Annotated in this window: 23 protein-coding genes (1 of these 23 cut by a window edge); 9 read left to right on the top strand and 14 right to left on the bottom strand. The window is 65.3% G+C overall.

The genetic code is table 11. The features are described from left to right. Positions 1-33: 33 nt before the first annotated feature. A complete protein-coding gene (locus tag KI242_RS21745) occupies positions 34-501 on the bottom strand; it encodes a VOC family protein (RefSeq protein ID WP_011062443.1) in 468 nt (155 codons plus the stop codon). Positions 502-784: 283 nt separating this feature from the next. Between KI242_RS21745 and KI242_RS21740 the strand changes: the two genes are divergently transcribed. The 3 genes from KI242_RS21740 to KI242_RS21730 all read left to right on the top strand — a co-directional run bounded on the left by KI242_RS21740 (position 785) and on the right by KI242_RS21730 (position 3,530). Further along, complete coding sequence (locus tag KI242_RS21740; RefSeq protein ID WP_047337435.1) at positions 785-2,008, top strand: SfnB family sulfur acquisition oxidoreductase; 1,224 nt, start codon at positions 785-787, stop codon at positions 2,006-2,008. A 3-nt stretch (positions 2,009-2,011) separates the two neighbouring features. Then, on the top strand, positions 2,012-2,677 hold the full coding sequence (locus KI242_RS21735; protein ID WP_011062441.1) for a methionine ABC transporter permease: 666 nt from the start codon (positions 2,012-2,014) through the stop codon (positions 2,675-2,677). An 82-nt stretch (positions 2,678-2,759) separates the two neighbouring features. Then, positions 2,760-3,530 (top strand): MetQ/NlpA family ABC transporter substrate-binding protein, encoded by a 771-nt coding sequence (locus tag KI242_RS21730; protein ID WP_011062440.1) that lies wholly within the window; start codon positions 2,760-2,762, stop codon positions 3,528-3,530. Between the two features lie 89 nt (positions 3,531-3,619). Here KI242_RS21730 and KI242_RS21725 read toward each other — a convergent pair whose 3' ends face one another. From KI242_RS21725 to soxR, 5 genes are all read right to left on the bottom strand, one after another. Beyond that, positions 3,620-4,954 carry a hypothetical protein gene (locus KI242_RS21725; RefSeq protein WP_212805566.1) on the bottom strand — a complete coding sequence of 445 codons (1,335 nt, stop codon included), beginning with the start codon at positions 4,952-4,954 and terminating at the stop codon, positions 3,620-3,622. Next, positions 4,951-11,268, bottom strand: coding sequence for an AAA domain-containing protein (locus tag KI242_RS21720; protein WP_212805565.1), 6,318 nt, complete (start codon positions 11,266-11,268; stop codon positions 4,951-4,953). Before KI242_RS21720 ends, KI242_RS21725 begins: the two co-directional genes overlap by 4 nt. 15 nt (positions 11,269-11,283) lie before the next feature. Beyond that, the gene (locus KI242_RS21715) at positions 11,284-11,928 is read right to left on the bottom strand and encodes a 4Fe-4S cluster-binding domain-containing protein (protein ID WP_019092947.1); all 645 of its coding nucleotides are present in this window, start codon (positions 11,926-11,928) and stop codon (positions 11,284-11,286) included. Next, positions 11,925-13,763, bottom strand: a complete 1,839-nt coding sequence (locus KI242_RS21710; protein WP_077934566.1) for an AAA family ATPase — start codon at positions 13,761-13,763, stop codon at positions 11,925-11,927. Before KI242_RS21710 ends, KI242_RS21715 begins: the two co-directional genes overlap by 4 nt. Positions 13,764-14,021: 258 nt before the next feature. Next, on the bottom strand, positions 14,022-14,495 hold the full coding sequence (gene soxR, locus KI242_RS21705; RefSeq protein ID WP_011062436.1) for a redox-sensitive transcriptional activator SoxR: 474 nt from the start codon (positions 14,493-14,495) through the stop codon (positions 14,022-14,024). Between the two features lie 108 nt (positions 14,496-14,603). Here soxR and KI242_RS21700 point away from each other — a divergent pair, with 108 nt between their 5' ends. Next, the gene (locus KI242_RS21700; protein ID WP_011062435.1) at positions 14,604-14,969 is read left to right on the top strand and encodes an antibiotic biosynthesis monooxygenase; all 366 of its coding nucleotides are present in this window, start codon (positions 14,604-14,606) and stop codon (positions 14,967-14,969) included. On the opposite strand, the gene KI242_RS21695 is transcribed toward KI242_RS21700, so the two are convergent. From KI242_RS21695 to msuE, 4 genes are all read right to left on the bottom strand, one after another. Further along, on the bottom strand, positions 14,966-16,066 hold the full coding sequence (locus tag KI242_RS21695; RefSeq protein WP_011062434.1) for a sigma-54 dependent transcriptional regulator: 1,101 nt from the start codon (positions 16,064-16,066) through the stop codon (positions 14,966-14,968). The genes KI242_RS21700 and KI242_RS21695 overlap by 4 nt on opposite strands. 24 nt (positions 16,067-16,090) lie before the next feature. Then, positions 16,091-17,278 carry an acyl-CoA dehydrogenase family protein gene (locus KI242_RS21690; protein ID WP_011062433.1) on the bottom strand — a complete coding sequence of 396 codons (1,188 nt, stop codon included), beginning with the start codon at positions 17,276-17,278 and terminating at the stop codon, positions 16,091-16,093. A 134-nt stretch (positions 17,279-17,412) separates the two neighbouring features. Beyond that, positions 17,413-18,552: an FMNH2-dependent alkanesulfonate monooxygenase gene (ssuD, locus tag KI242_RS21685; protein WP_011062432.1), complete on the bottom strand. Its 1,140-nt coding sequence runs from the start codon at positions 18,550-18,552 to the stop codon at positions 17,413-17,415. A 9-nt stretch (positions 18,553-18,561) separates the two neighbouring features. Continuing rightward, complete coding sequence (gene msuE / locus KI242_RS21680; RefSeq protein WP_011062431.1) at positions 18,562-19,125, bottom strand: FMN reductase; 564 nt, start codon at positions 19,123-19,125, stop codon at positions 18,562-18,564. 400 nt (positions 19,126-19,525) lie between these two features. Between msuE and KI242_RS21675 the strand changes: the two genes are divergently transcribed. From KI242_RS21675 to KI242_RS21660, 4 genes are all read left to right on the top strand, one after another. Further along, on the top strand, positions 19,526-19,786 hold the full coding sequence (locus KI242_RS21675; protein WP_053152983.1) for a hypothetical protein: 261 nt from the start codon (positions 19,526-19,528) through the stop codon (positions 19,784-19,786). Between the two features lie 102 nt (positions 19,787-19,888). Then, complete coding sequence (locus KI242_RS21670; RefSeq protein ID WP_015636467.1) at positions 19,889-20,503, top strand: LysE family translocator; 615 nt, start codon at positions 19,889-19,891, stop codon at positions 20,501-20,503. 210 nt (positions 20,504-20,713) lie between these two features. Continuing rightward, positions 20,714-21,883, top strand: a complete 1,170-nt coding sequence (locus KI242_RS21665) for an aminotransferase class V-fold PLP-dependent enzyme (protein WP_015636466.1) — start codon at positions 20,714-20,716, stop codon at positions 21,881-21,883. A 55-nt stretch (positions 21,884-21,938) separates the two neighbouring features. Beyond that, positions 21,939-23,747: an aminopeptidase P family protein gene (locus KI242_RS21660; RefSeq protein WP_053152981.1), complete on the top strand. Its 1,809-nt coding sequence runs from the start codon at positions 21,939-21,941 to the stop codon at positions 23,745-23,747. A gap of 84 nt (positions 23,748-23,831) precedes the next feature. Here KI242_RS21660 and KI242_RS21655 read toward each other — a convergent pair whose 3' ends face one another. Next, entirely contained in the window at positions 23,832-24,428 is a 597-nt protein-coding gene (locus KI242_RS21655) for a 2-hydroxychromene-2-carboxylate isomerase (protein ID WP_212805564.1), read from the bottom strand. 37 nt (positions 24,429-24,465) lie between these two features. Continuing rightward, entirely contained in the window at positions 24,466-25,206 is a 741-nt protein-coding gene (locus tag KI242_RS21650; protein ID WP_019092954.1) for an SDR family oxidoreductase, read from the bottom strand. 93 nt (positions 25,207-25,299) lie between these two features. Between KI242_RS21650 and KI242_RS21645 the strand changes: the two genes are divergently transcribed. Beyond that, complete coding sequence (locus KI242_RS21645; protein ID WP_011062424.1) at positions 25,300-25,869, top strand: TetR/AcrR family transcriptional regulator; 570 nt, start codon at positions 25,300-25,302, stop codon at positions 25,867-25,869. Positions 25,870-25,878: 9 nt separating this feature from the next. Here KI242_RS21645 and KI242_RS21640 read toward each other — a convergent pair whose 3' ends face one another. Both KI242_RS21640 and rhtA read right to left on the bottom strand, forming a co-directional pair. Next, positions 25,879-26,160 (bottom strand): hypothetical protein, encoded by a 282-nt coding sequence (locus KI242_RS21640; RefSeq protein WP_011062423.1) that lies wholly within the window; start codon positions 26,158-26,160, stop codon positions 25,879-25,881. Between the two features lie 158 nt (positions 26,161-26,318). Next, a protein-coding gene (rhtA, locus tag KI242_RS21635) for a threonine/homoserine exporter RhtA (RefSeq protein ID WP_019092955.1) crosses the window boundary here: on the bottom strand, positions 26,319-26,730 show its end. It continues 476 nt past the right edge of the window; only the last 412 of its 888 coding nucleotides appear in the window; the start codon falls outside the window, past its right edge; it ends in the stop codon at positions 26,319-26,321.

The following is a 26,730-nucleotide window of genomic DNA, read 5'->3' as shown; positions in this document are numbered from 1 at the left end:
TTCGCCGGCAAGCCGGCTCCTACAGGGGCAGGCTCAGCCGGCCTGTTGCTGGAACATTTCCCGGGCCCGTCGGCCGATTTCCTCGGCGCTCAATTCCTCCTTGCGGCTGGCGAGGAACCACACATGCCCGAAAGGGTCGCGCAGGCTGCCGCTGCGATCGCCGTAGAACTGGTCCTTGACCGCCGACACTTCGGTGCCGCCCGCGGCGATCGCCTGGGCAAAGCGGCTGTCGACATCTTCCACATACAGGTGCAGCCCGACCGACGTCTTGTGGGCTTCCGGGCTGCCCATCGGGGTTTGTTCGCAAGGGCTGCCGAGCATGATGGCCGAACCGCCGATGCGCAGTTCGGCATGGCCGACCCTGCCGTCGGGCATGTCCAGGCGCATGATCTGCACCGCGTCGAAGGCCTTCTTGTAGAACTCGATAGCCTCGGCGGCGCGCTGGATGCCCAGGTAGGGGGTGACGCCGCTGAAACCTTCGGGAATGGGATTGACGCTCATCAGGGTTTCTCCTTGATCTTGTTGTTGGGGGCGACGCTGACGCCGCGTGGAGCAGGCTTCACTCTATACCCGGGCCCTTGCTTGCCCGGCACGGGCCGACGAGGTGTCGTCCAGGCAACACTGGCCTACTGTTGGCCCATCAACAGCGTTCCAGCAATCTGCCCGGCAGAGGGCCTGATGCCGGGGCGAAATACCCACCCAAGTCCTTGAATTCATGGGGGCAGGCTTTAGGCACAGAAGCTGCAATGAGCGGCAGTCACCTTCATTCGCCCGAGAGCGCCGTATGCCTGCATTGCCTGAATCTGCCGTTTATCCCCTGCACACTCCCGCTGCCCATGTGATCCGCGATGGCGCCGAAGCCCTGGCCGTGGCCCGGCAAGTGGCCGCGATCCTGCTGGAGCAGGACGCCGAGCGCGACCGTACCCGGGAAGTACCGGCGCAGGTGGTCGACCTGTACTCCAACAGTGGCTTGTGGGGCATCAGCGTGCCTCGCGAATTCGGCGGCGCCCAGGTGTCCTATGCGGTGCTGGCCGAGGTCATCGCGATCATTTCCGCTGCCGACCCGTCCCTGGGGCAGATCCCGCAGAACCACTACTGCCTGCTGGAAGACATCCGCCTGCAGGGCACGCCGGAGCAACAGGCGCACTTTTTCGCCCTGGCCCTGCAAGGCCATCGCTTTGCCAATGCGTTGTCGGAAACCGGCGGCAAGAACGTCCAGGACATCCAGGCCACTGTCCGCCGCTCGGGTGACGGTTATGTGATCAATGGCCGCAAGGGCTACTGCACCGGTTCGCTGTATGCCCATTGGCTGGCAGTGCTGGCGCTGGACGAGCAGGGCAGGGGCCAGCTGGCCTTCGTGCCCCGGGGCAGCGAGGGGCTGGCGGTGATCGACGACTGGGACAGCATCGGCCAGCGCACCACCTCCAGTGGCACCGTACTGGCCCAGGACCTCAAGGTGCCGGCCTTCAACCTGTTTCCCACCTACCGTTCCTACGAAAGCCCGACCCTGGCCGGGCCCTTCGCCCAGCTGACCACGGCCGCCATTGACGCCGGGATTGCCCGGGCGGCGCTGCGCGACACCATCGCCTTCGTGCGTGAGCATGCCCGGCCGTGGATCGATGCCGGGGTGGAGAAGGCCAGTGAAGACCCGCTGACCATCATCCAGGTGGGGGCCCTGGACATTCGCCTGGAAGCCGCCGAGGCCCTGCTGGAACGGGCCGGCCTGGCCCTGGACGCGGCCCGCCCGGCACCCGATGAAGACAATGTGGCCCGGGCCTCCCTGGCGGTGGCCAAGGCCAAGGTGCTGACCACTGAAATCGCCATCGAGGCCAGCAACAAACTGTTCGAACTGGGGGGCACCCGTTCCACCCTCAAGCGCCACAACTTCGACCGCCACTGGCGCAACGCCCGGGTGCATACCCTGCACGACCCGGTGCGCTGGAAATACCACGTGGTGGGCAACTGGCTGCTCAACGACATCAAGCCACCGCGCCATGACTGGTCCTGAACCATGGCCGAACTGTTCAAGAACATTTACTGGGCCGATATCGCCCAGGCCTGCGTCGATACCCTGAGCATGCTCGGCGCGGCCCTGGGTTTTACCGTGCTGCTGGGGCTGCCCCTGGGCGTGCTGCTGTTTCTCACCGGCAAGCGCCAGTTGCATGAAGCGGTGGGCCTGTATCGGGTGCTGTCGGTGCTGGTCAACATGCTGCGCTCCTTGCCCTTCATCATCTTGCTGATCGTGCTGATTCCCCTGACCACCTTGCTGGTGGGCACCTCGCTTGGCGTGCCGGGCACCATCCCGCCGCTGGTGGTGGGCTGCACGCCGTTCTTTGCCCGGCTGGTGGAAACCGCCCTGCGGGAAGTGGACCGCGGGGTGGTGGAAGCGACCCAGGCCATGGGCGGCAGCACCTGGCAGATCATTCGCCACACCTTGCTGCCCGAAGCCCGGGGCGGTCTGCTGGCGGCGGTCACGGTGACCGCCATCGTGCTGGTGGACTACACCGCCATGGCCGGGGTGATCGGTGGCGGCGGCCTGGGCGACCTGGCCATCCGCTACGGCTACCAGCGTTTCCAGACCGATGTGATGGTGGTCACCGTGGTCCTGCTGCTGGTGCTGGTGCAGGCCCTGCAGATGACCGGTGACCGCCTGGTGGCGCACTACAGCCGCCGTTGAAGCGATTTATTCGAACCCAACCCGAAACACGGCCCCACGTGCGCCCCACGACGGCTGCCTGCCTCTGCCTTAGGAGCAACCCATGAAGAAGACCCTGGCCGTATTGGCCGCCGTACTGTCCCTGAGCGTCAACGCCAACGAAAAGCTGCTGGTGGGCGCGACCCCGGTGCCCCACGCCGAGATCCTCGAATTCGTCAAACCGCAACTGGCCAAGGAAGGCGTGGACCTGCAGATCAAGGTGTTCACCGACTTCATCCAGCCCAACCAGCAGCTGGCGCTGAAGAACCTCGACGCCAACTACTACCAGTACCGGCCGTTCCTCGATGACTTCAACAAGACCCGGCACACCGACCTGGTGCCCGTGGTGGGGGTGCACATCGAACCGTTCGGCGCCTACTCCACCAGGATCAAGAGCATCGCCGAGCTCAAGGACGGGGCCAGTGTGTCGATTCCCAACGACCCGGTGAACACCGGCCGGGCCCTGGTGCTGCTGGATGAAGCGGGGCTGATCAAGCTCAAGGACCCGAGCAACACCCTGGCCACCCAGCGCGACATTGTCGAGAACCCCAAGCACCTGAAGATCCGTGAACTGGAAGGCGCCTTGCTGGCCCGCTCGGTAAGCCAGGTGGACTTGGCGTTTGTCTTCGCCAACTACGCCCTGGAAGCCGGGATCGATACCAACAGCGCCTTGATCGTGGAGAAGGGCAAGGACCTGTACATCGAATTTCTGGTGGCGCGCCCGGACAACATCAACGACCCGCGGATCCAGAAACTGGCCAAGGCGCTGAACTCCGATGCCGTGCGCCAGTTCATCCTGACCCGCTACAAAGGCCAGATCGCCCCCGGCTTCTGAGCATCTGCCCTCTTGTAGGAGCTGGCTTGCCAGCGAACGAGCCCGCGAGATCGCCTTCGCCGGCAAGCCGGCTCCTACGGGGAGGCGGGTCAGGTGCGCTGTTGCGCCTGCTCCCGGTATTGCTGCTGGGTGTCGTCCAGCAGCACCTCCCTGAGCGGCACCGCCCCTACGGCCAGGGCTTTCTCGATGCTCAGGTCGTCACCACGGGCCGCCAGCAGGGCTTGCAGTCGCTGGAACTCACCGCACCAGATGGTCTCGATGTCTTTGTCGCGCTGGGTATCGCGCTGGGCGCTGAGGGCTACCGCGCGTACCTGCAACCGGCCGTTATCGGCATTGCCGCCCACCTCCACGCCATAACCCGGAGTGGCGCCCTTGCGCAGCACCACCCTGCCGTCCTGGGCCCAGGCGGTGGCCATGCCCTCGCGAACTTCGTAGCCCAGGCTGGCCAACCCTTCGAGTACCGCCTGGCGGCGGGCCAGGGCGGCGTGTTGTTGCAGCTCGGCTTCGATCAGCGCACTGAAACGGGCAATCAGCCCGTCCACTGGCGCCATATGGGCCAGGCTGCATTGGCCGGCCTGGGCCAGCTCGTTCTCGGCGGTTGCGGGGCACAAGGTCGCCACTTCGCTGGCCAGTTCCTCAAGGCGCGCCAGGCGCGCGCGGCGCTCCTGGCTGTCGCGGGTGGCCTGGGCCAGCTCCAGCACCAGGCTGTCCAGCAGCAGGTTGCGCTGCTGCACGCGGGTTTCTGCATCTATCTGGCGCAACTTGGCCAGGTAGGGTTCGGCGCTGGCCTGATCATCGAGGGTCAGCAACTGGGCAATGTGCTGCTCGATGCGTTCCAGTCTGGGTTCCGCTTGCTCATGGGCGGCGCGCCACTGCGCCAGGGTCTGGGTTGGGGTTTCGCCTTGCAGGCGCCGGGCCAGTTGCTGCTGGGCCTCGCTCAGGCCCTGTTCTTCGACTGCCGCCCCCAGGCTGGCGAAACCCTGGGCCAGGATCGACTCCACAGCCGGCACCGGCTGCCCATCGGCAATCGCCCGCAACGGCTCCAGCAATTGGGCTGCGAGCGGCTTGCCTTGCAGGGCGCCCAGCAGGGTGGCGGCGTTTTCCCGCTGGCGGCGGGCCAGTTGGCGCTGTTGCGTGGCTTGCTGCACCGCGCGGTTTTCCCGTTGTTGCAGATCGTCCTTGAGGAACTCGATCTCGATCGGTACCTGCTTTTGCAGGTCCTGCAGGCGATCGGCCTCGATCAATTGGCGCAATTGTTCGAAACGTCCGTGGGTGGCGGCCCGCTCCTGTTCGGTCAGTTGCCCCAGGCGCTGGGCCTGTTCTTCCCAGCGGGCAATCGCCTGTTCCAGGCGCCGCAGGTGACCGGCGCAGATCTCCAGGATTTCTTCACGGGTGACGATACGCACCACTTTCGGGCCGCTCATGGGGTTTGCTCCGTGTCTGCCAGGGCTTGGGGCTGCGTCACCGAATCGGCACCGGCCAGCGGCTGCAGGGCCTGCTCGATGGCGGCCTGCAGGCGAGCGCGCTCGCTTTGCGGGTCGTGGTACCAGGCCTGCGACGAGACCCGGTGCAGGTGGGGAATGGCCCGGCGCAGCACCGAAGGGCGCCAGATTTCCCGGGAGCGAGCGCGGGCCAGGAGGCCGTGGCGCGGGGTATCGCATTCGATGCCCAGGGCATAGAGCCCGGTATCGGGATGCTCGATGGCAAAGTCCAGGCCGAAGGCATCCCCTTCGTTGGCGCTGACCGGGCTCCAGCCCAGGGTACGGATGAACGCCGCCACCGCCTGGGTGAAACCGTCGCTGTGGGCGTTGTGCTGGACCTTTGCATCCTGGCGCTCGGTGACCAGGCGCCCCAGCAGGCTGTGGCCGCTGGCAAACTCCCCGGCCGACAGGGCGCGGGCGTACTCCAGGTAGCCTTGCAGGTAGTCCCGCGGGCTGGCGGGTGGGCGCTGGGTGGTGAGCATGTCGGAGATATCGGCAATCGGCATCGAGGTGATCATCACCACTTTGCGCCGGGCCCGGGTCACCGCCACATTGAGCCGGCGCTCGCCGCCGGTCTGCCCCAGGACCCCGAAGTTGCGGCGGAAGCTGCCCTGGCTGTTACGCCCGAAGGTCGAGGAGAACACGATGATGTCGCGCTCATCGCCCTGGACGTTCTCGACGTTCTTGACGAATACCGACATGTCCTCGCCGTCCTCGCTGCGTTCGCGCTCCTGGCTGTAGGCCGCACGAAACAGCGGGTCCTGCTCGGCGCGCAACTCCAGGCGCTCTTCGATCAGGTCGGCCTGCTTGCGGTTGAAGGTCACCACGCCCACCGAGGGGCGTTCGGCGTAGGGCGCCTGCCAGAGCTCGGCCAGGTAGTCCACCACCCGTTCGGCCTCGTCGGGGTTGACCTGCTGCTGATAGACGCCGTCCACGCGGATCAGCTCCAGCGGCTTGATGGCGAGGATATTGGCCTGGGGATGGCGTACCGGGATGCTCAGGCGGTTGCCGTAGAACGAGGCGTTGGAGAAACCGATCAGCTCGCGGTAGGCCGAGCGGTAGTGGATCTGCAGGGTGGTGGAGGGTAGCGAGCTGCGAGCCAGTTGCAGCAGGTCCGGGCAGTCCTTGATTTCGCGGCGGTTCCAGGTGTCTTCGAAGGCCTCCCGTTGTTCCTCGTCGGCATCGGCGTCCGGCTGGTCGCCATCGAACAGTTCGGCTTCGTCGCTTTCCACCCGGCTGGAGAAGAAGGCGGTGGGCGGCATCTGCTTCTCGTCGCCGCTGACCACCGTGACCCGGCCCCGGTACAGGGTCGGCAGGGCGAACTCCACCGGCATCTGCGAGGCTTCGTCGTAGATCACCGTATCGAACAGCCCGGGCTTGAGCGGCAGCACCCGGCTGGCCACGTCCGGGTTCATCAGCCACACCGGTCGCAGGCTCATCAGCCCCAGGCCGGCGCCCATTTCCATGAACTCGCGCAAGCGTCGCGAACGCCGTCCGGTGAGGCGGGTGACGTCTTCCCATTGTTTGCGGGTGCCCAGGCGCGACAGCTCGATGCCTTCACTGAGCAGTTGGCGGTTGAGGCTGCGCATCTGGGTGTCGGCTTCGCCCAGGCTGGCGATCTTCGCCGCGGTTTCGCTGTGCTCGAGCATCAGCTCGGGTTGGCGTTGTTCGATCTGGCGCTTCCAGCCCAGCCGTGCTTCGCGGTTGAGCATGCGCCGCACCACGGCTTCCAGTTGCTCGGCGGGAATGGCGTCGAGCGTGTCCTGGTAATCGCGCAGGACTACCAGCAACTCCAGGTCCGCCGGCGACAGCTGGCCGGCCCGGGCCCGGAAAGCCTGGTAGGCGCTCAGGGTCGGCAAGGCGTCGCGCAGGCGGTTGAGGGCCGACTGATTGCCCTGGTTGTGCTCCACGCGCTGGCGCAGTTGGCCCAGCAGCTCGGGTTGCAGCCACTGATCCAGGCGCTGCAGGGCATTCAGGCTGTCCTGGCGCACGCTGTGGCGGATAAACGCGGCGTCGTAGCCGGCCAGCAGGCTGTCCAGGGAGCGCCGCTCGCCGGTCAGTACCACCGCATCCAACTGCTCCACCCGGGGGGCTTGCGCCAGGGTCATGGCCAGGGCGCGCATTTCTTGCAGTTGCCCGAGGTCCTGGCGTACCTGCGGCAGCAGGCCCGGGCCGCAATCGCTGGCGATTTGTGCAAGGCTCAGTTGCTGATGCAGGTGTTGCAACTGCGCGCGCAAGGGCCGCCACTGGCTTTCCAGCAGGGCCGCCGCCAGCAGTTCTGGCAGGCGCTGCGGCTGGGCCGCGGCGCCCTGTTCGGCGAGGAAGGCCAGCAACTGGCGCTGGCGGATCAGGCGCAGCGGGTTGAGCCGCGCCAGCCAGGAGCGACCCTGGATAACGGCGCGGGCGCGTTGCTGCAGGGTGCGCAGTTGGGCCGCGGGCAGGGCGCTGAGGCCCGGCGCCAGGTCGGCCTGGTAAGCGGCGGCGTCGCACTGTTCCAGTTGTTGAGCCAGTGCCTGCAGGGCCTGGATCAGCCCGTCGCCTTCTGCGGCCTGGCCGTTGCTGCCACGAAACAGCGGGAGCCAGCGTGCCAGCCGTTGGCGACGCTCATCGTCCAGGCCCAGCAGGCTGTGCAGGTGCTGGTCGAGCCAGGCGCGGTAGGGCGCCGGGTCGTCGACTTCGAAGTCGGCCGGGTGCGCCTGCTGGGTTTCCAGGCGCTGTTCCTCGCAGCTCAGCAGGCGCTCGAAGCCCTGGTTGAACGCTTGCACCGTGGCGGCGTCGGTGGGGAAGGGCTGGAGCTGGGCCAGGGCGCTGTGTTCATAGCGGGCCGGCAGCCACAGGCGGATCAGCGGCGCGCAGGCCTCTTCCAGGCGGGTCAGGCTGGCGATGTCCAGGGCCGCCAGGTGCTGGCGCAATACCGGGACATCCAGGGCCGCTGGCCCCTGTTCCAGGCCGATCAGCTCGCCGATCAACTGGCGGTAGCTCAAGCCACAGTGTTCATCGATGCGGTGCAGGCTCTGGTGGAAGCGATCCAGTTCGCCCTCCAGGGCTTCGATGCGTGCCGCCAGGCGTTCACGCTGGTGCAGCCAGGGTTGCTGGACGGCATCGTCCTTGAACAGGGCCTCAAGCTGTTCGCGGACACTGCGGATCACCGGTTCGCGGTCACGGTTGATGTCGTTGAGCATCACCACCCGGTTGCCCAGGCCTTCTGCCACCAGGCGCTTGTGCACCACTTCCAGGGCGGCGTGCTTCTGGCAGACGATCAGCAGGCTGCGCTGGCGGCCGATGGCGTCGGCCACCATGTTGACGATGGTCTGGCTCTTGCCGGTGCCGGGCGGGCCTTCCACCAGCAGCCCGGGGGCGTGACGGGCCTGGAGCACCGCGGCTTCCTGGGAGGGGTCGCTGGCCACGGTAAAGAAGCGCTGCAGTTCAGGCGCGAGCGCGGTGGCAGCGCTGTCGCCGCTGTCGGGCTCCGCGGGGTTCAGGCGCAGGGCGGTTTCCAGGCCGGTGCCGCCGGGGGGCAGGGCCTTGAGCTGGCGCAGGTCCTCGCCGATGGCCTGGCCCATGAAGGCCACATGGAACAGCACGGCGGCACAGGCCAGTTGATCCTGGTAGGGCTGCACTTCGGTGCTCGGCGGTGGCAGGCTGCCGAGCACCCGGGAGCTGGCAGTGGCCAGCATGCCGAAGGCGTCCATCACGTCGGCGGCCTTGAGCGCCGAACGCCCCAGCAGTTCATCGGCGGCCTTGCGCCAGAGCTTGGCGGCATCGATGCCCAGCAAGGTGTCGAGCCCCGGATTGAGGCGCACCTCTTCACGCTCGCTGTCGAAGACCAGGGCCACCTTGCCGCGGCTGCCGACTTCCAGCAGCAGCTTGACCGGCCACAGCAGCAACGGCGCGATGCGAGTGCGAGTGGTGCCACGCGCGTCCCGGGTCAGGAGGAAGGGGAAGCCCAGGTACAGGCCATCGATCCCGGTGTCGCGCTTGTACAGCGAACTCTGGCGGTACAGGCTGTTGAGCCGTGCATCCAGCTGCAGGTTTTCGGCGAAGCACGCCGGGTCGAGGCTGATGGGCTGGGCGTTGCGCGCCACCAGGTGATCCAGCAGCGCCGGGGCCGGGCTGCGCTCACTGTGCAATTCGTTGAGGTCGACCCGGGCGGTGGTCTTGCCGATGCTCATGCGCACCAGCGGGCCGCGCAGCACCACGCTGGCGACCTTCTTCTCGAAGAAGTCGAGGATCTGCGACACGTAGTGCTGCTTTTGCGGCTCCAGCCACTGCTCTGCGCCGATGGCCAGCAGCACCAGGGCCCTGGCCAGGGGCATGCGGCGTTCCAGGCGGAACTGCTCGGCCCATTCATCGACGCTTGGCACGCCACAACGGGCGAAGCCGCTGATGCGCTCATCGACTTCACGGTACAAGGCCGGGCGCGGCAGCCCCAGCAGGGCACGCGCACTGGCCGCATCGAAGCTCAGGACCACGGCTTCGCGGGCCAGGGTGGCGGCTTCTTCGAGGATCGCGTCCACCGAGCGGAACTGCCCGATGGCGGCGCTGAGCAGCACGATCAGGTCTTCTTCGCTGATGGAGCGGCGGTCCGCCAGGGACAGGATGCCGTTGTGCTCGCTGTCCGGCAGCAGGCGCTGGCGTTCTTCCCACTGTGCGGCCAGACGGGCGCGGGAGCTGGAGAGCAGGTAGATGCGCAGTTGCTCCTCGTCCAGTTCGATGGCCTGGTGCTGGGCGCGCTGGCGTACCTGTTCGGCCCGCAGCTTGAGCCGCGACAGCCAGTGCTCGGTCTCCAGGCGTTCCAGCAGGTCCGGGGCCGGGCCGCTGATCAAGCGGTAACCGTCCAGGGGATGCTCCAGCAACCAGCCGGGGGTGACGATCTCGCCGCGCTGGATCAGGGGCATTTCCGGGTTCAGCAGTTTCAAGGCGAGCATCAGCCGGGTGTCATCGTCCAGCCCTTCGTGCTGGGCCACCTGGCGCAGGCCCGCCAGCTGCCGTGCGGGCAAACCGGCCTGTTCGGCCCAGGTGACGATCACCCCGCGCAGCAGATGATCCAGGGCCTGGGGCCAGTGTTCGACTTCGGCGGCAGCCAGGGCGAACGGCCCTGGCCGGCGAAAGCGCCGGCTGCCCAGGGCGATGCTGGCGCCTTCCTCGGCGTCCTCTTCACTGGCGACCGAGGCCGGGACGCTGGGGCTTTCGCCCTGGAGCCAGGCCTGCACCTGAGGCCATTGCCAGCGCTGGTGGCGGTCCCGGGCCAGCAGGCCGCGCAGCAGCAGTTCCAGGCGCGGGTCGAGGTCATCCGGCAGCAGCACGCCGTTGGCCAGAATGTGAATCAGGTAGGCGTTGGCATTGATGCCGGCGAAGCATTCTCCCTGGGTCAGCTGTTCCAGCAGGATCATCCCCAGGCTCCACCAGTCGGAGGCCGCGGCCACGCCCCCGGCAATGGCTTCGGGGGCCATGTAGCGGCTGGTTTCCAGGGGCGAGACGATGTCCAGGTCGAACTCCGACAGCCGCGCCGAACCGAAGCCGCTGATCACCAGGTCCAGGGGCTCGCGGCTGCGCACCAGCAAGGTGGCCGGGCGCAGGTCGCGGTGGCGCAGGCCGGCTTCGCTGAAGGCATGCAGGGCCTGGCCCAGTTCACGGACGATGTGCTGCACCGCGGCCCTGTCGCTGACCACGATCCCCAGGTCGGCCAGGGTGCCGCCGGTGAGTTCTTCAGCCACTTCGAAGGCGCGCTCGTCCCAGCGGCCGGTGAGGATGATTTCCGGCACGTGTTCCCGGGGCAGGCGCTTGAGGGCTTCGTACACCGATGGGTCGGGTTCGGCGCCGGCCTGGTACAGGGTCAGCACCGCCTGGTGCGCGGTTTCCCGGTGCTCGGCGATAAAGCGCTCGCGCACGCCGCCGCTGCTGATCTGGCGCAGGAGGCGCCAGCCTTCGATCACGGTTTCACTGTCGGCGGCTGGGGGCGCGGCGGGTGGCTGTTGCTCCGGGGCGAGCGGGTCGGCGCCGCAGACCAGGCACATCAAGTCGCCGTCCACCATGGCATGACCGTTGCCGCAGAGCAGGGGGGAGCCGCTGTCCGCCGCGACCGGGGGCTGCGGCTCAAGCGCTTCGAGGGTGACTACCGGTTGTGGGCGCCAGCCTTCGGGATGAATCGCTTCGGCGGAAAGTTCCCAGCCGCAGGCCCGGTTGTCTACCTGGCCTTCACAGAAAATTTCGGCCAGTGGGCGTTCAGTCTGGCAATTGGGGCAAAAACGTATCATCGGTAGCGGTTCCGGTTAACGGCGGCGTGAGGTGTGGGCGCTGATCTGGAGTTGGTGGCCCTGGTCGTGCAGCAGGTCGCGCAGACGCAGCACGTCGTCACGCCGGGGAATTCCAGCCATCCAGACACTGCCGTCGTCGTCGAACATCACATCCAGCGCGCGGTCTTCGTGGTGCAGCGGGCGCTGGTAGGTGGACAGACGCCGGCGGCCCAGCTCGGTCAAGAAGATCAGGCGCTGGTTGTCGCTGCCCCGTAGGACCAGCGTTTGCGCCTGTTGTTGCTCGAAGGGGTCGCAGATCAATGCATCCAGCAGGCCTTCGGCTTGTTGCAATAGCGGTTGCAGGGTTTCCAGGGAGTGGCCGCTGTAGACCAGGATGTCGACCCCGGTGCGCTCGCGCAGGCCTCGAAGCAGGGCCAGCAGCGCCTCGGGCTGGTCGAAGGGCTCGCCGCCGGACAGGGTGATGCCTTCGGCCCGGGCCAGCCAGGGTTGCAGGTCGTCCAGCACCTGGGCCAACGGCAAGGGGTGCTTGCCCGGCCCCCAGGTGTCCGCGGAAATGCAGCCTGCACAGCGGATGCTGCACCCCTGGAACCACAGGCCCAGGCGCTGCCCCGGCCCCAGGGTGGTGACCGGGAAGTGCACCCGCGACAGGCTGATGTTCACGAGGCGCGGGCAAGCAGTTGCAGGCCGCCGGCCTGCAGTTGGCGGATTTCGAAGGATTGGCCGGGCTGCGCATCCTGGTCGAACAGGGCCCGGGCCAGGGGGTTGAGCAGGTGCGCCTCCAACTGGTTGCGAATGCCCCGGCCACCGTTGGACAGGTCCTGCAGGCACAGCTGGCGCAGGTTGTGCAGCGAGTCGTCATCGAGCTGCACATGCAGGGCCTGGGCCGCCAGGTCGGCGAGGATATTGCCGACCATCTGCTGGAAGATCTGCTCGGCGATGTCCGGGCGGATGAAGTCGAAGACGATGATGTTCTCGCCGATCCGGTTGAGGATTTCCGGGCGGTTGAGCACCAGTTTGAAATAGCGCTCGATCTCGCCCTGGACCTTGCCTTGCACCGCTTCGAAGGCTTCGCCGGGCTGGACGTTGGCGACTCGCTCGCCGTTGTCGCCCTGGCGGTAGATGCCCAGGTTGGAGGTGAAGACGATCAGCGCCTCGGAGAAGTACACCCGGTCGCCCCGGCCTGAGGTAAGCACACCGTCATCAAGGATCTGCAGGAACTTGTCGAGGATCCGCGGGTGAGCCTTTTCGATCTCGTCGAACAGCACCACGCTGAAGGGTTTTTCGCGGATCGCATTGGTCAGTTCGCCGCCCACGTCGTAGCCGACATAGCCGGGTGGCGCGCCTACCAGGCGCTGGTCCGCGTGTTCGGCGCTGAATTCCGACATATCGAAGCGGATGTACGCGCTTTCATCGCCAAACAGCAGGCTGGTGATAGTCTTGGCCAGTTCGGTCTTGCCGACCCCGGTGGGCCCGGCAAGAAAGGCCACGCCCCGGGGCCGGTTGCCCTTGCGGCTGGCGCCGACCCCGGTCATGGCGCGCTTGACGATATCCAGCATGTGGGTCACGGCGTGGCCCTGGCCCTTGACCCGCTGGCGAATGAAGCTGTCGGCCTGGCGGATGCGCTGGCGGTCGATCTTCAGCCAGGGGTCTTCGGTGACCCCGACTTTATAGCGGCGTACGGCATCGCCGATGCGTTCCATGGCCAGGCCTTCGACCCGGGCCAACTGGACGATCGCGTTGAGGTCGAGCAGCAGCAGGCCCTCGGTGTTTTCGACGAAGGCCCGCACCGCGCTGTCGCGGCTTTCTTCGCTGGCCTCCTGGGCGCCGGGCAGGCCGCGCAACAGTGCCGGAGCCAGGGCCTGGCGGGCCTGCTGGTCGGGTTTGGACACGGGAATGGGCCGCAGGCGTGGGTTGTCGATCAGCATCCAGTCGGGCAGGTCGCCTTCCTTTTCCACCACCCAGAGAATGCTGTTGAAGAACGGCGTGCGCTGTTCCCCGGCCGGGCGGCTGCGGGCCTGGTGGGACAGCACCAGGGCCTGGGTGAACAGCTGGTGTTCTGCGGCGCTCAGGGCGTCGTTGCGGATCACCAGGCGTGAAGCGAAATCGACAATCAGGGCCAGGGGGGCGCCTTGGCGCTCCACCAGGCGCGGCAAGGTGGCCGACAACAGGTCGAGGCCGGCCGGCGCGGCCCCGTCCACCGGGGTCAGGCCCAGCTCGCGCAGCAGGTTATCGGCCTGGGCCGGCTCGCTGCCGGGGGCCAGCAAAACCCTGAGGCCGCCTAGGGGATCCCAGCTCAGCACCTGGGCATAGCCGGCTGCCAGCAGTTCATCGCGCAGGTTGAGGTTGAAAGGCTGGGGGGTGATGACCCCGGGGGCGACCTCACTGGCCTGCAGGTCACGGACGTTACCGGACAGTACGAACTGGCTTTTCAGTGGGAGAAAGCGCAGCAGATCGCGCAGCCAGCGTGGCTTTTCGAAAGTGGCAGTCCTTGGCATGGAAGCGGAGCTCGTCGTAGGAAGCAGGACGCGACATTAGCATAGGGACGTTTTTACTTACGATGCTCCACAGGCTTTCTTACCTGTCAGCGCTGAGCGGGAATCCGGCTTGCGAGGGAAGAGACCCGTGAGATCGCCTTCGCCGGCAAGCCGGCTCCTACGGGTATGAAGGCGATGTGGCTGTAGGAGCTGGCTTGCCAGCGAAGAGGCCCGAGAGTCAGCCTTGGCCGGCAAGCCGGTTCCTGCGAGGGAAGCCGGCTACGGGGTGTCGGTGGCGGCGTCGGGCTCCAGCAGGCGGGCGCCCGGGCCGGCGTCTCCCAGGGCATCTCCATAGTTGCGCAGCGGGCACCCTTCCATGGACAGGCAGCCACAGCCAATGCACTGGTTCAGCCGCTCGCGCAGCAGGCTCAGTTGGCGGATGCGTTCGTCCAGTTCGCGGCTCCACTGTTCCGACAGGCGCTGCCAGTCCGCGGCAGTGGGCGCGCGGTCAGCGGGCAGGGTCGCCAGGGCCTGGCCGATCTCTGCCAGGGGAATGCCCAGGCGCTGGGCCACCTTGATCAGCGACACCCGGCGCAGCACCGAACGTGGGTAGCGGCGCTGGTTGCCCGCGTTGCGATGGCTGTGGATCAGGCCCTTGGTTTCGTAGAAATGCAGCGCGGTGACGGCTACGCCACTGCGGGCCGACAGTTGGCCGACGCTCAGCTCTTTATGACGGGAGTCGGGTTCGATCATCAGTGGACCTCGGGAGGAAAAATACGCTTGACCTTGACTTAACTAGAGGTTTTACCCTGCGGCGCATTCAACAGCAATATTCTGTTTGCCCCCAGTGGAGAGTGATCCATGAGCGCCTTTGAAAAGACCCGCAGCTTTACCCAATTGATCGAGTTCGAGATCGAGCCCCATCAGCAACAGGCCCTGGTATCGGCCCTGGCCGAGCAGACCGAGCGCTTGGCCCAGGGCTATGGCGGTTTTCTGAGTGCCAGCGTGCAGGCCAGTGACGATGGCCGGCGGGTGCTCAATTACCTGCAATGGCAATCCCGGGAAGCCGGCGAAGCGGCGTTCCGGCGCTTCGAGAACGGCGAGCAGGATTTCTGGCAGTTGATCCTCGCCCACCAGGCCAAGACCGTGACCTTCGGTTCATTCCAGGTGCGCAGCAGCATCGCCCGTAGCCACGACAATGCCTTGCACTGCGACCTGCCGGGCTAGATCGACAGTTGCAGGGTGCGCTCGTTGGGCGCATCGATCGGGCGCCGCTTGTTCACCGCCAGTTCGCCGATCTTGATCAGCCGGGTCCGGGTGACGTTGCGACTCAGGCCCAGCAGGTTGGCGGTGTGCACCTGGTTGTAGTGGCTGAAGCGGTAGGCCGCGCGCAGCAAGGCATCCTCGACCTTTTCGTGCAGGGCCCCGGCCTGTTCGGCGAAGAGTTTTTCAAAGGCCCGTTCCAGCAGGGCCTCGGCGGAGTCGTCGTGGCTCGGGTGGCTGTCGTCGGCGCGTTCGATGCGCATGTTCGACAGGCGCAGGTCGTCGCGCTGGATCACCCCGTTGCGGCAGATCAGCAGGGTGTGGTGGATGACGTTTTCCAACTCGCGGATGTTGCCCGGCCAACTGTAGCTCTTGAGCTTGTGCTCGGCCTCGGGGCTGATGCTGATGCTGCCGTAGCCCAGGCGCTGGCTGTAGGCCTCGATGAAGTGCCGGGTCAGCGGCAGGATGTCGCCGGGGCGCTCGCGCAGCGGGCTCAGTTCCAGGCTGACCACGTCCAGGCGGTAATACAGGTCTTCGCGAAAATGCCCGGCGTTGATGGCCTTTTCCAGTTGCACGTTGGTGGCGGCCAGTACGCGCACATCGATGGGAATGCTCTTGCGCGAACCCAGGCGCACCACTTCGCGCTCCTGCAGCACCCGCAGCAGCTTGACCTGGATGGCCATGGGCAGGTCGCCGATCTCGTCGAGGAACAGGGTGCCGCCGTCGGCCTCTTCGAACCACCCGGCCTTGGCGCTGAGGGCACCGGTAAAGGCGCCTTTCTCATGGCCGAACAGTTCCGCCTCCACCAGGGATTCGGAGAAGGCACCGCAGTTCACCGCCACGAACGGTCGGTTGCGCCGGGCACTGAGGTTGTGGATATGGCGCGCCACCAGCTCCTTGCCGGTCCCGGTTTCGCCAATGATCAGCACGCTGGCTTCGCTCGGTGCCACCTGTTGCAGGTGCGCCAGCAGGGCCTGGGATTTCGGGTCCTCGAACACCTGGGCGGTGGCGCGGATCGAGGTCGCCAGGGCGGGCGAAGGGGGTAGGGTCAGAAGCTGCATCGGCACTCTCCGTCGAACAGAAGGCTAGGAGTAGAAAGTCGGGGTTGGCAGGGACTGGTTCAGCGCCCAGTCGCCCAGCTCATGAAGCTTGTAGTCCAGCGGGTCGTGCAGGGTCTGGGTGCGCAGGTTGCGCCAGTGCCGGTCCAGGCCCAGGGAGGCGTGGGTCGAGCGCGCGCCGGTGACTTCGAACAGGCGGCTGCACAGCTCCAGGCCCTGGCGGCTGGCGGCGACCTTGGCGGTGGCGATGGCCGTGGCCAGGTGCCCGCGCTCTTCGGCGCTGAGGGCCGGGCCCTTGGCCCAGGCCTGGTCCAGCAGCGCGGCGGCCCGCTCCACCAGCAGGCGGATGCCTTCCAGGGCGACCCAGAATTCGCCGTAGTGGCTGAGTATGTAGGGGTCCTGGCGCACGTCCTGGGCGCTGGACTTATGCCAGACCCGGGTTTCGCCGAGGGTGTACTGCCGGGCTTCTTCGAAGGCGCCTTCGGCGATGCCGAGGAACATGTGGGTGAAGGTCAGTTGGGCGATCAGCGGGCGCAGGCAGGCGAATGGTGTGCTCAGCGGGCCGGGGTCCAGCAGCAGTTCCGACTCCTCCACCCGTACCCGTTCGAAGGTGGCGCTGCCGCTATCGGTCTGGCGCTGGCCGATGTTGTTCCAGTCGTGGTGCAGGGTGATGCCGCTGCGGCCGCTGGGGATCGCGGCGATCAGCAACTTGCCGCCATTGCTTTCATCCACTGCCGAGGCAATGAGCATTTCCGAGTCGCTGGCACCGGAGCAGAAGCTCTTCTTGCCGGAAAACTCGCGCCAGCCCCCCAGGTTCCGGACCACGGTGCGGGTGTCCAGTGGGTTCAGGGCGTTGCCCCAGAACCAGTTCTTGCGTGCGGTCTGTTCGAACCAGGGTTGCCACTGTTCGGGTTTGGCAAACAGGCGCACGGTGGCCAGCATCAGGTGGTGGAAGCCGAAGACATGGGCGATGGAGCTGTCGACCCGGGCGAATTCGCGGACGATGTTCAGCGTCTCGCTCCAGGGCGCGCCGAGCCCGCCGAACTGGCTGGGAATGCTCAGGGCCAGCAGGCCGCTTTGGCGCAGCGCGTCACGCTCGGCCTTGGGGGTGCCGCCGCGCTCGTCGCGTTCGACGGCGGTCAGGGCAAACTCGGCGGCCAGTTGGCGGGCGGTCTGCAGGGGGGACAACAGGGCGCTTTGCGGTTTGGCAGTCACGCGGTGTTCCTCGTTCGTGGCCGTTGTGGCGGCCGGGAAAAGGTGCTGCGAGCTGCAGGAGCTGGCTTGCCAGCGAAGCGGGCCGGAAGATCGCCTTCGCCGGCAAGCCGGCTCCTGCAACAGCATTGGGGATTTCAGCGGCTGTTGGGCAACACGTCGTTGGCGATCATTTCGCCGAACGGCCCGGTGAGGTTGGTGACACCGCGGCCGGCCAGGCTGGCATAGGGCTCCGGCAGCAGCGGGAACACCAGCTCGGCGAAGCGATAGGCTTCTTCCAGGTGCGGGTAGCCGGAGAAAATGAAGCTCTCGATTCCCAGGTCCGCGTACTCCTTGATGCGCTCGGCCACTTGCTGCGGGTTGCCCACCAGGGCGGTACCGGCGCCACCGCGCACCAGGCCGACCCCGGCCCAGAGGTTGGGGGCGATCTGCAACTGGTCGCGGCGCCCGCCGTGCAGCGCTGCCATGCGCCGCTGGCCTTCGGAGTCGAAGCGGGAAAAGGACTGCTGGGCGGCGGCGATGGTGTCGTCGCTGATGTGCTCGATCAGCTTGTCCGCGGCTTTCCAGGCTTCGTCCTCGGTCTCACGCACGATCACATGCAGGCGGATGCCGAACTTCACCGTGCGGCCCTTGCGCGCTGCACGTTCGCGTACGTCGGCCAGTTTCTGCGCCACCGCCGCCGGTGGCTCGCCCCAGGTCAGGTAGACATCCACCTGGTCCGCCGCCAGTTCATGAGCGGCCTCGGAGGAACCGCCGAAGTACAGCGGCGGGTAGGGTTTCTGCACGGGCGGGTAGAGCGCCTTGGCGTTCTGCACATGCAGGTGCTTGCCTTCGAAGTCCACGGCTTCGCCTTGCAGCACCCGACGCCAGATCTGCAGGAATTCGTCAGTGACTTCATAGCGTTCGCTGTGGCTGAGGAAGCTGCCGTCGCCGCGGTTTTCGTCCGGGTCGCCGCCGGTGACCACGTTGATCAGCAGGCGGCCGTTGGACAGCCGGTCCAGGGTCGCGGCCATGCGCGCGGAAACCGTGGGGGAGATGATCCCCGGGCGGATCGCCACCAGGTAGCGCAGGCGTTCGGTCAGGGGCACCAGGGCCGAGGCGATCACCCAGGAGTCTTCGCAGGAGCGCCCGGTGGGAATCAGCACACCGTGGTAGCCCAGGCTGTCCGCGGCCTGCGCCACTTGCTTGAGGTAGTTGAGGGTGACCGGGCGCGCGCCCTGGGCAGTGCCGAGGAAATGGCCGTCGCCGTGGGTCGGAAGAAACCAGAACACATCCATGACAGCTCCTCAGGCGATTTTCAGCAGGTGGGTCGGGTGGGCGCGAAACAGCGGCGCGGCCCGTTCGGCGGCGAGCTGGATGCGCGCTTTGAGCAACTCGCTGGTGATCTGGTAATTGCTGAAGTCGGCCTCGGTGGCGTACACGCCGATCGGCAGGGTCAGGGCCTGGAAGAAACTGAACAGTGGGCGTAGCTGGTGATCCAGAACCAGGGCATGGCGTTCGCTGCCACCCGTCGCGGCCAGCAGCACCGGGGTGTCGATCAGGGCATTGAGATCGATCAGGTCGAACAGGTGCTTGAGCAGGCCGGGATAGGAACCGCGATACACCGGGGCGGCGACGATCAGCAGGTCGGCGTTCTCGATGGCCTGGAGTTCGGCTTCAACCTCGGCCGGCAGTTCCTGGCGCGACAGGGCGGCACCCACCGGGCGGGCGATATCCCCCAGTTCGATCAGGTGGGCGTTGAAGGACAGGTGCCCGGACAGTTCAGCCAGCAGGGCCTGGGTCAGCACCAGGGTGCGCGATGGGCGCCAGGTTCCACCGGAAAGGGCTACGACGTTCAAGGGGCGGGACATGATCAGTTCCTTTTTAAACAGTGGCTCAACGAGCAGTGGCAGGTCCCGGGCTCTGGAGCAAGAGCTGTACCAAAGACTTGCAGCCCTTGTACGGCGTGGTTTTGCGCTGATCTGCAGTTGCCGGGGGCTGTTGCCCAACCGCTGTTTTGTTGATCGGCTGTTGCCTGGCCAACAGTTGCTCTGGCAACAGTTGGCGGGCGAGATGGGACTGTTATAAAGGCTTGTTGTTATTCCTCAAAAGAGCTTGTTTCCATATTTATAGAGTTTTATGGAATATAAAGGTGCGCAGCCCCCTGGCCTTGGAACGATCGATAGCCACTATCGAGCAGGGTGATTTTTGCCGCTGATGGCGCGCGAGTAGCCTGTGTCCATTGTTCGCAACCCGCCCCAGGTGCTCGCCATGAAGGCTTTCTCTGCTGTCTTGCTGTTGTTGGTTTCCAGTGTGCTGGCCGGTTGTGCCAGCCCCGGTGCACCGGAGTTGCGGCCCTATACCGCGCAGGAAACCCGGGAGCTGGCTATGGAGGCGTTGAACCGGCGCGGTTTGTCCTTCGATGAATACCAGCAGAAAAAGGCCGAGTTGCTGGGCCGCCCGGCGAGCTTCGACAGCCAGGGTGAAATGAGTGCACAGCGCAATTTCAGTCGCCATCAACCTGCCAGTTGAGAAGAACTGTACTGGTCCAAGTTTTCAGCAACTGTCCGTGGGTTTCAGCCTGAGGCTGGGTTAGGGTCGAGGCCTGATCGACCTGCCCCGGACCTTGCCCCCATGAGCCTTTCCCCTGACCTGCTGTTGGCCTTCGCCCTGTTTGCCCTGGTCACTTCCATCACGCCCGGCCCCAACAACACCATGTTGCTGGCCTCGGGGGTGAACTTCGGCTTCAACCGTTCCATTCCCCACATCCTCGGCATCAGCTGCGGCTTCTTTGTCCTGGTGCTGGCGGTCGGCCTGGGCCTGGGCGCGGTGTTCGAGGCCTACCCGCTGCTGTACAGCGTGCTGCGCTACGTTGGCGCAGCGTACCTTCTGTACCTGGCGTGGAAGATTGCCCGTTCCGGGCCGCTGTCCGATGAACAGCAGCACCACGGCCGGCCGCTGGGCTATTGGGGCGCCGCGGCGTTCCAGTGGGTCAATCCCAAGGCCTGGGTCATGGCAGTGGGGGCCATCAGTACCTATACCCCGTTGCAGGGCTACTTCACCAATGTGCTGGTGATTGCCGCGGTGTTCGCGCTGATCAATGCGCCCACGGTGAGCCTCTGGGCTGCGTGCGGCAGCTTGCTGCGCAATGTGTTGCGCAACCCGCGCTGGTTGCGCCTGTTCAATCTGTTGATGGCCGCCTTGCTGGTGCTTTCCCTGGCACCGCTGTTGTTCGAAAAGATGAGTTGAACGGCGCTTCATGGCGCTGCCTCGAGCCTGTAAGCTGCGATGCAGGAGCGTTCCTACGCACTTTTAAACGAAGATGTTCTTCTTTAACTGCATCCGATCGGGTATTGCTCAAGGCCAGCATTTGCCGCGCCGCCTATGCACAGCGCGTGGCTGCTTCGCCTTTTTGCCAGCATATGCCGACCCTGGAACAAGCTCTGCGGGTTTTCAGTCATGAACAAGCGTCCTCTTTATTTCGACTACGCCGCCACCACGCCGGTGGATGAGCGAGTCATTCAGGTCATGCTGGAGTGCCTGGGTTTCAACGCCCATTTCGGCAATCCGGCGTCCAGTTCACACGCCTTTGGCCGGGAAGCGCGGGGTTACGTCGAGCGCGCCCGGCAACAAGTGGCACAACTGGTCGGCGCGCAGCCCGAGCAGATTGTCTGGACCTCCGGCGCTACCGAATCCAACAACCTGGCCCTCAAGGGGGTGATGCAGGCCCGGGGCGTGAGCGGCGGCCATGTCATCACCAGCCAGATCGAACACAAGGCGGTGCTCGACACCGCCCGGCAACTGCAGGAGGCCGGGGTCGCAGTGACCTACCTGGTGCCGGATGCCGATGGCCTGATCACCGCGCAAGCGGTCAGCGAAGCCCTGCGCGACGACACCTTCCTGGTGTCGCTGATGCTGGTGAACAACGAACTGGGCACCCTCAACGACATTCTGGCCATTGGCCAGGTGGTGCGTGAGCGTGGCGCCCTGTTGCATGTGGATGCCGCCCAGGGTGCGGGCAAGGTGGCCATCGATCTGGCCCGGTGGCCGGTGGACCTGATGTCGTTCTCGGCCCATAAGCTATATGGCCCCAAGGGCATCGGCGCGCTGTATGTCGGGCCGCGGGCGCAGCAACACGTGCAGGCGCAGATTCATGGCGGCGGCCATGAGGGCGGCTTGCGCTCCGGAACCCTGGCCACCCACCAGATCGCGGCCATGGGCGCCGCCTTCGCCCTGGCCGGCGAACTGTTCGAGGAAGAAACCGCCGCCATCGTGCGTCTGCGCGGGCGCCTGCTGGAGCAACTGGCGGGTATCGCCGGCCTGCGCTTGAATGGCAGTGTCACCCAGCGCATTCCCCACACCCTGAGCCTGACCTTCACCGAGGGAGGTTTTGATGGGGCGGCGTTGGGCGCGGCCCTGGCCTTTTCCGCGACTTCGGCCTGCAACTCGGCAAGCAATGCGCCTTCCCATGTATTGCTGGCGCTGGGGCATGATGCCGGGCAGGCCGCGCGGACCATCCGCTTGAGCCTCGGGCGTTTCACCTGCGAACAGGATGTGGATCGCGCCGCTCAACTGATCCAGGCGGCGACCGCCTCAGCCCCTGCGTTCTGGGCCACAACACAACCTTGAGGGTCGAGTGACTTCGATCTTCCATAACAATGATTAAGCCGGTTAAGGAGACACAATGAGTACCCAGCCTTCGACCAATGGAGTGGTCCCCCAGCGCTTGGCGCATGTCCGTCAGCTGATGAGCCGCGAAGGCATTCACGCCTTGCTGGTGCCCTCGGCCGACCCGCACCTGTCGGAATACCTGCCGGGCTACTGGCAAGGGCGCCAGTGGCTATCGGGGTTTCATGGGTCGGTCGGGACCTTGATCGTGACCGCTGACTTTGCCGGCGTATGGGCCGACAGCCGTTACTGGGAGCAGGCCACCAAGGAACTCAAGGGCAGCGGCATCGAACTGGTGAAGTTGCAACCGGGCCAGCCCGGGCCCCTGGACTGGCTGGCCGAGCAGACCCCGCAAGGTGCGGTGGTGGCGGTGGACGGCGCGGTCATGGCCTTGGCTTCGGCCCGTACCCTGGGCAGCAAGCTGCAGGAACGCGGGGCCAGCCTGCGTACCGATATCGACCTGCTACAAGAAGCCTGGAACGACCGCCCGTCATTGCCTGATCAACCGGTCTATCAGCATCTGCCGCCCCAGGCCACCCAGAGCCGGGTCGAGAAGCTTGCGGCGTTGCGCGAAACCCTCAAGGAGCGCGGCGCCGACTGGCATTTCATCGCTACCCTCGATGACATTGCCTGGCTGTTCAACCTGCGCGGCGCCGATGTGTCCTTCAACCCGGTGTTTGTCTCCTTTGCCCTGATCAGCCAACAGCAGGCGACCTTGTTCGTGGCCTTGAGCAAGGTCGATGAGGCATTGCGCGCGCAACTGGAGATGGATGGCGTCAGCCTGCGCGACTATTCAGAGGTGTCCGCGGCCTTGCAGGCAGTGCCGGAGGGCGTAGCGTTGCAGATCGACCCGGCGCGCGTCACCGCGGGCTTGCTGGAGCACCTGAACCCCGGGGTGAAGCTGCTGGAGGGGCTCAACCCCACCACCCTGGCCAAGTCGCGCAAGAGCCTGGCGGACGCCGAGCACATTCGCCAGGCCATGGAGCAGGATGGCGCGGCGCTCTGCGAATTCTTCGCCTGGCTGGACAGCGCCCTGGGGCGTGAACGCATTACCGAACTGACCATCGATGAGCGCCTGACGGCCGCCCGTGAGCGGCGCCCGGGTTATGTCTCGCTAAGCTTCAATACCATTGCTGCGTTCAACGCCAACGGCGCCATGCCCCATTACCACGCCACGCCTGAAGAGCATGCGGTGATCGAGGGGGATGGCCTGTTGCTGATCGATTCCGGCGGCCAGTACCTGGGGGGCACCACCGATATCACGCGCATGGTGCCGGTGGGGACGCCGAGTGCCGAGCAGAAGCGCGATTGCACCCGGGTGCTCAAGGGCGTTATCGCGCTGTCCCGGGCGCAGTTTCCGCGGGGCATTCTGTCGCCGTTGCTGGATGCCATCGCCCGGGCGCCGATCTGGGCCGAGGGTGTGGACTACGGGCACGGCACCGGGCATGGCGTCGGTTATTTTCTCAACGTTCACGAAGGCCCGCAGGTGATTGCCTATCAGGCCGCAGCGACGCCGCAGACCGCGATGCAACCGGGGATGATCACTTCGATCGAACCCGGGACCTACCGCCCTGGCCGCTGGGGCGTACGAATCGAGAACCTGGCGCTCAACCGTGAGGCGGGCAAGACCGAGTTCGGTGAGTTTCTGAACTTCGAAACCCTGACCTTGTGCCCGATCGATACCCGTTGCCTGGAGCCATCGCTGCTCACCGAGGATGAGCGCGAATGGTTCAACGGCTATCACGCCGAAGTCCGCCGGCGCCTCAGCCCGCTGCTGGAGGGCCCGGCCCTGGAGTGGTTGCAGGTTCGTACTGCGGCTATCTGAGCAAAGATGTCACCCGCGCAAGGCGGGTGACGTCACGCGATGGGTTCCTGGCAATGGCGCGGCCGCTGCCAGGGACAGGGCAGGTTACTGCGCGTTCAAGGCTTCGCGGACGAAATCCAGGCGGTCCTGGCCAAAGAACAGTTCGTCTCCCACGAACATGCTGGGCGCGCCGAACACACCTTTTTGCAACGCCTGTTCGGTCTTGTCCTTGAGGGCGGCCTTGACCTCTTCGTCATTGCTCAGGTCGAGGATCTGCTGCGGGTCGAAGCCACCTTGCTCCAGGACCTGGGTGATGGTGGCCGGGTCGTTGAGGTTGCGTTTGTCCACCCAGAGCGCGCGGAACAGGCAGTCGAGGAATTCACCGAAACGTTCCGGCAGGTGCAGTTGTACCCCGGTGGTGGCGCGCATCAGCAGCAGGGTATTGATGGGAAAGTGCGGATTGAAGTTGAGCTCCACCCCATAGCGCCGGGCAAAGCGCGCCAGGTCGTGCAGCATGTACCGGCCCTTGGCGGGAACACTGATGGGGGAAGCATTGCCGGTGGTCTTGAAGACCCCGCCCAGCAGCATGGGCTGATACACCAGCTGGCTATCGGTTTCGACGCAGATTTTTGGCAGTTGGGTATAGGCCAGGTATGAGGTCGGGCTACCCAGGTCGAAGAAGAACTCCACCTTTTTGCTCATGTTTCAGACTCCTTGATTGTTGTTATTGGAGAAGGCCTTACCAGCGTTCGTTCCACGGGCGCAGGTCCAGCTCGAAGGTCCAGGCGTCCCGGGGCTGGCTGTGCAGGTACCAGTAGTTTTCGGCGATATGCTCGGGGTTGAGGATGCCGTCCTGGTCCTTGAGGGCGTATTTTTCGGGAAAGCTGGTACGGATGAAATCGGTGTCGATGGCACCGTCGACGATGACATGGCCGACATGGATGTTCAGGGGGCCCAGTTCCCGCGCCATGCTCTGGGCCAGGGCGCGAATGCCGTGCTTGGCCCCGGCGAAGGCGGCAAAGCCGGCGGCACCGCGTACGCCTGCGGTGGCGCCGGTGAACAGAATAGTGCCGCGTTGGCGTTTGGCCATGCGCTTGGCCACTTCCCGGGCATTGAGAAAGCCCGAAAAGCAGGCCATTTCCCAGATCTTGAAATACTTGCGTGCGGTTTCTTCAAGAATGCTGCAGGGCACATTGGCGCCAATATTGAAGACAAAGGCCTCGATAGGGCCGATCTGGGTTTCGATCTGCTCGATCAGCGCGATCACGTCTTCCTCTTTGCGTGCATCACAGCCAAAACCATGGGCCTGGCCGCCGGACTGCTGGATGGCGTCCACCAGGGGTTGCAGTTTGTCCGCGCTGCGGCGGGTCATGCAGGCAATAAAGCCTTCGGCGGCGAAACGCTTGGCAATAGCACCGCCGGTCGCGTCGCCGGCACCCACTACCAGTACGACTTTGTTCTTGTTCAAGGTTGCAGTCATGGGAGGTTCGCTCTTTGGTAAACGATCGTTAACTAAACGAACGTTATGCTATGATTTTTCCGTCGTCAAGAAAACTTGGGAGCCCGTCAGGGAATGCGTTATTCAGCTAGTCACAAGCAGGAAACCCGCGAGCGTCTGCTGCAAAGCAGCGCGGCGCAGGCCAAGAACGAAGGTTTTTCCACTGTGGGGGTGGATGCCTTGATGAAAGCCATTGGCCTGAGTGGCGGGGCTTTCTATAGCCACTTCACCTCCAAGGACGAATTGTTCAGCTCGATTGTCGAGCGCGAGTTGAGCCAGAGCCTGGCGCGCCTGGGCGGGGAGGGGCAGCAGAATCAGGAGAAGTTGCGTCGCTGTCTGAAGCAGTACTTGAGCGTGGCGCATCTGCAACAGCCGGGTGCTGGCTGCGCACTGCCGGCATTGGGTGCGGAGATTGCCCGGGGGAGCCTAGAGGTGCGGCAGGAGGCGCAGGACTGGATCTGCCGCTTGCACCAGGCTTGGGCGCAGACTCTGGGCAGCGAGAGCCTGGCCTGGTCGATCCTGTCCCAGTGCGTTGGCGCGTTGGTGGTAGCGCGAATGCTGGTGAACCCCGCCATTCAGCATCAGGTACTGGCGTCCAGCCATGAGCAGATCATCGGGCAGCTGGAGCGGCTGCCCGCAAGTTGACCGGCAAGACTATTTGCAGATGACGATCATGCTGCGGCTGGTGTAGCCGGCAGGGTTCAGGCCGAAGGGGTAGTCGCCTGGGTCTTCCACGGCATCACCGGACTTGGCGATGACCTTGTAGCCTTTGGGGCCGCAGGACTCAGTCGCCTTGGTGTAGCACTTTTCCCAGGAAGAAGATAAACCCGAGCAGTTGATGTGGAGTCCTTTCTTGCCCCGTTTGACTTCGGTTTTCGCGGTAGCCGCGCAGCCTGCAATTGCAAGTACGGCCAACAGTATCAAAAATCGTTTCATCCCCGTCCTTATCGCTAGCCCCGGATCTGGCGTCCGAGTGTGACTGCATTACCTGTCGTCTTTTGCGTGTGCGATATCCCTGTCCGGCAACTCCCTGGGCGACGTTGAGTAGCCGGCTAAACATGGCCTAAATGAGCACTAATTACCAGAGTTGAATCTCAATCAACTGCAACTATTGGTTTGGTCTCGCGGCGCATGGTCATGGTGGCGCCTACGGAAGCCAGGATGATGCAGGCGATTGCCGTCCACTGGGACAGGGACAGGTACTCGTGGAGGAACAACAGGCCGGAAAGCGCGCCGAAAGCGGGCTCGATACTCATCAGGGTGCCGAAGGTCCGGGCTGGCATGCGAGTCAGGGCAACCATCTCCAGGCTATAGGGGAGGGCTGTGGACAAGATAGCGACTCCCAGGGCAACCGGGATCAGGGAGGGAGTCAGTAGTGCGGCGCCGGCATGGACTATGCCTATGGGTGCAACAAAGAGAGCAGCAATCATGACGCCCAGGGCGGCGGTCTGAATGCCGTTCTCGGCTCCGGCCTTCTGTCCGAAGAGTATGTACAGCGCCCAGCAG

Origin of the sequence: Pseudomonas sp. Eqa60, from assembly GCF_018326405.1 — a bacterium.
Classification (GTDB): Bacteria; Pseudomonadota; Gammaproteobacteria; order Pseudomonadales; family Pseudomonadaceae; genus Aquipseudomonas; species Aquipseudomonas protegens.
The sequence above is the reverse complement of the archived record's forward strand: the minus strand, read 5'-3'. Positions and strand labels throughout refer to the sequence as shown.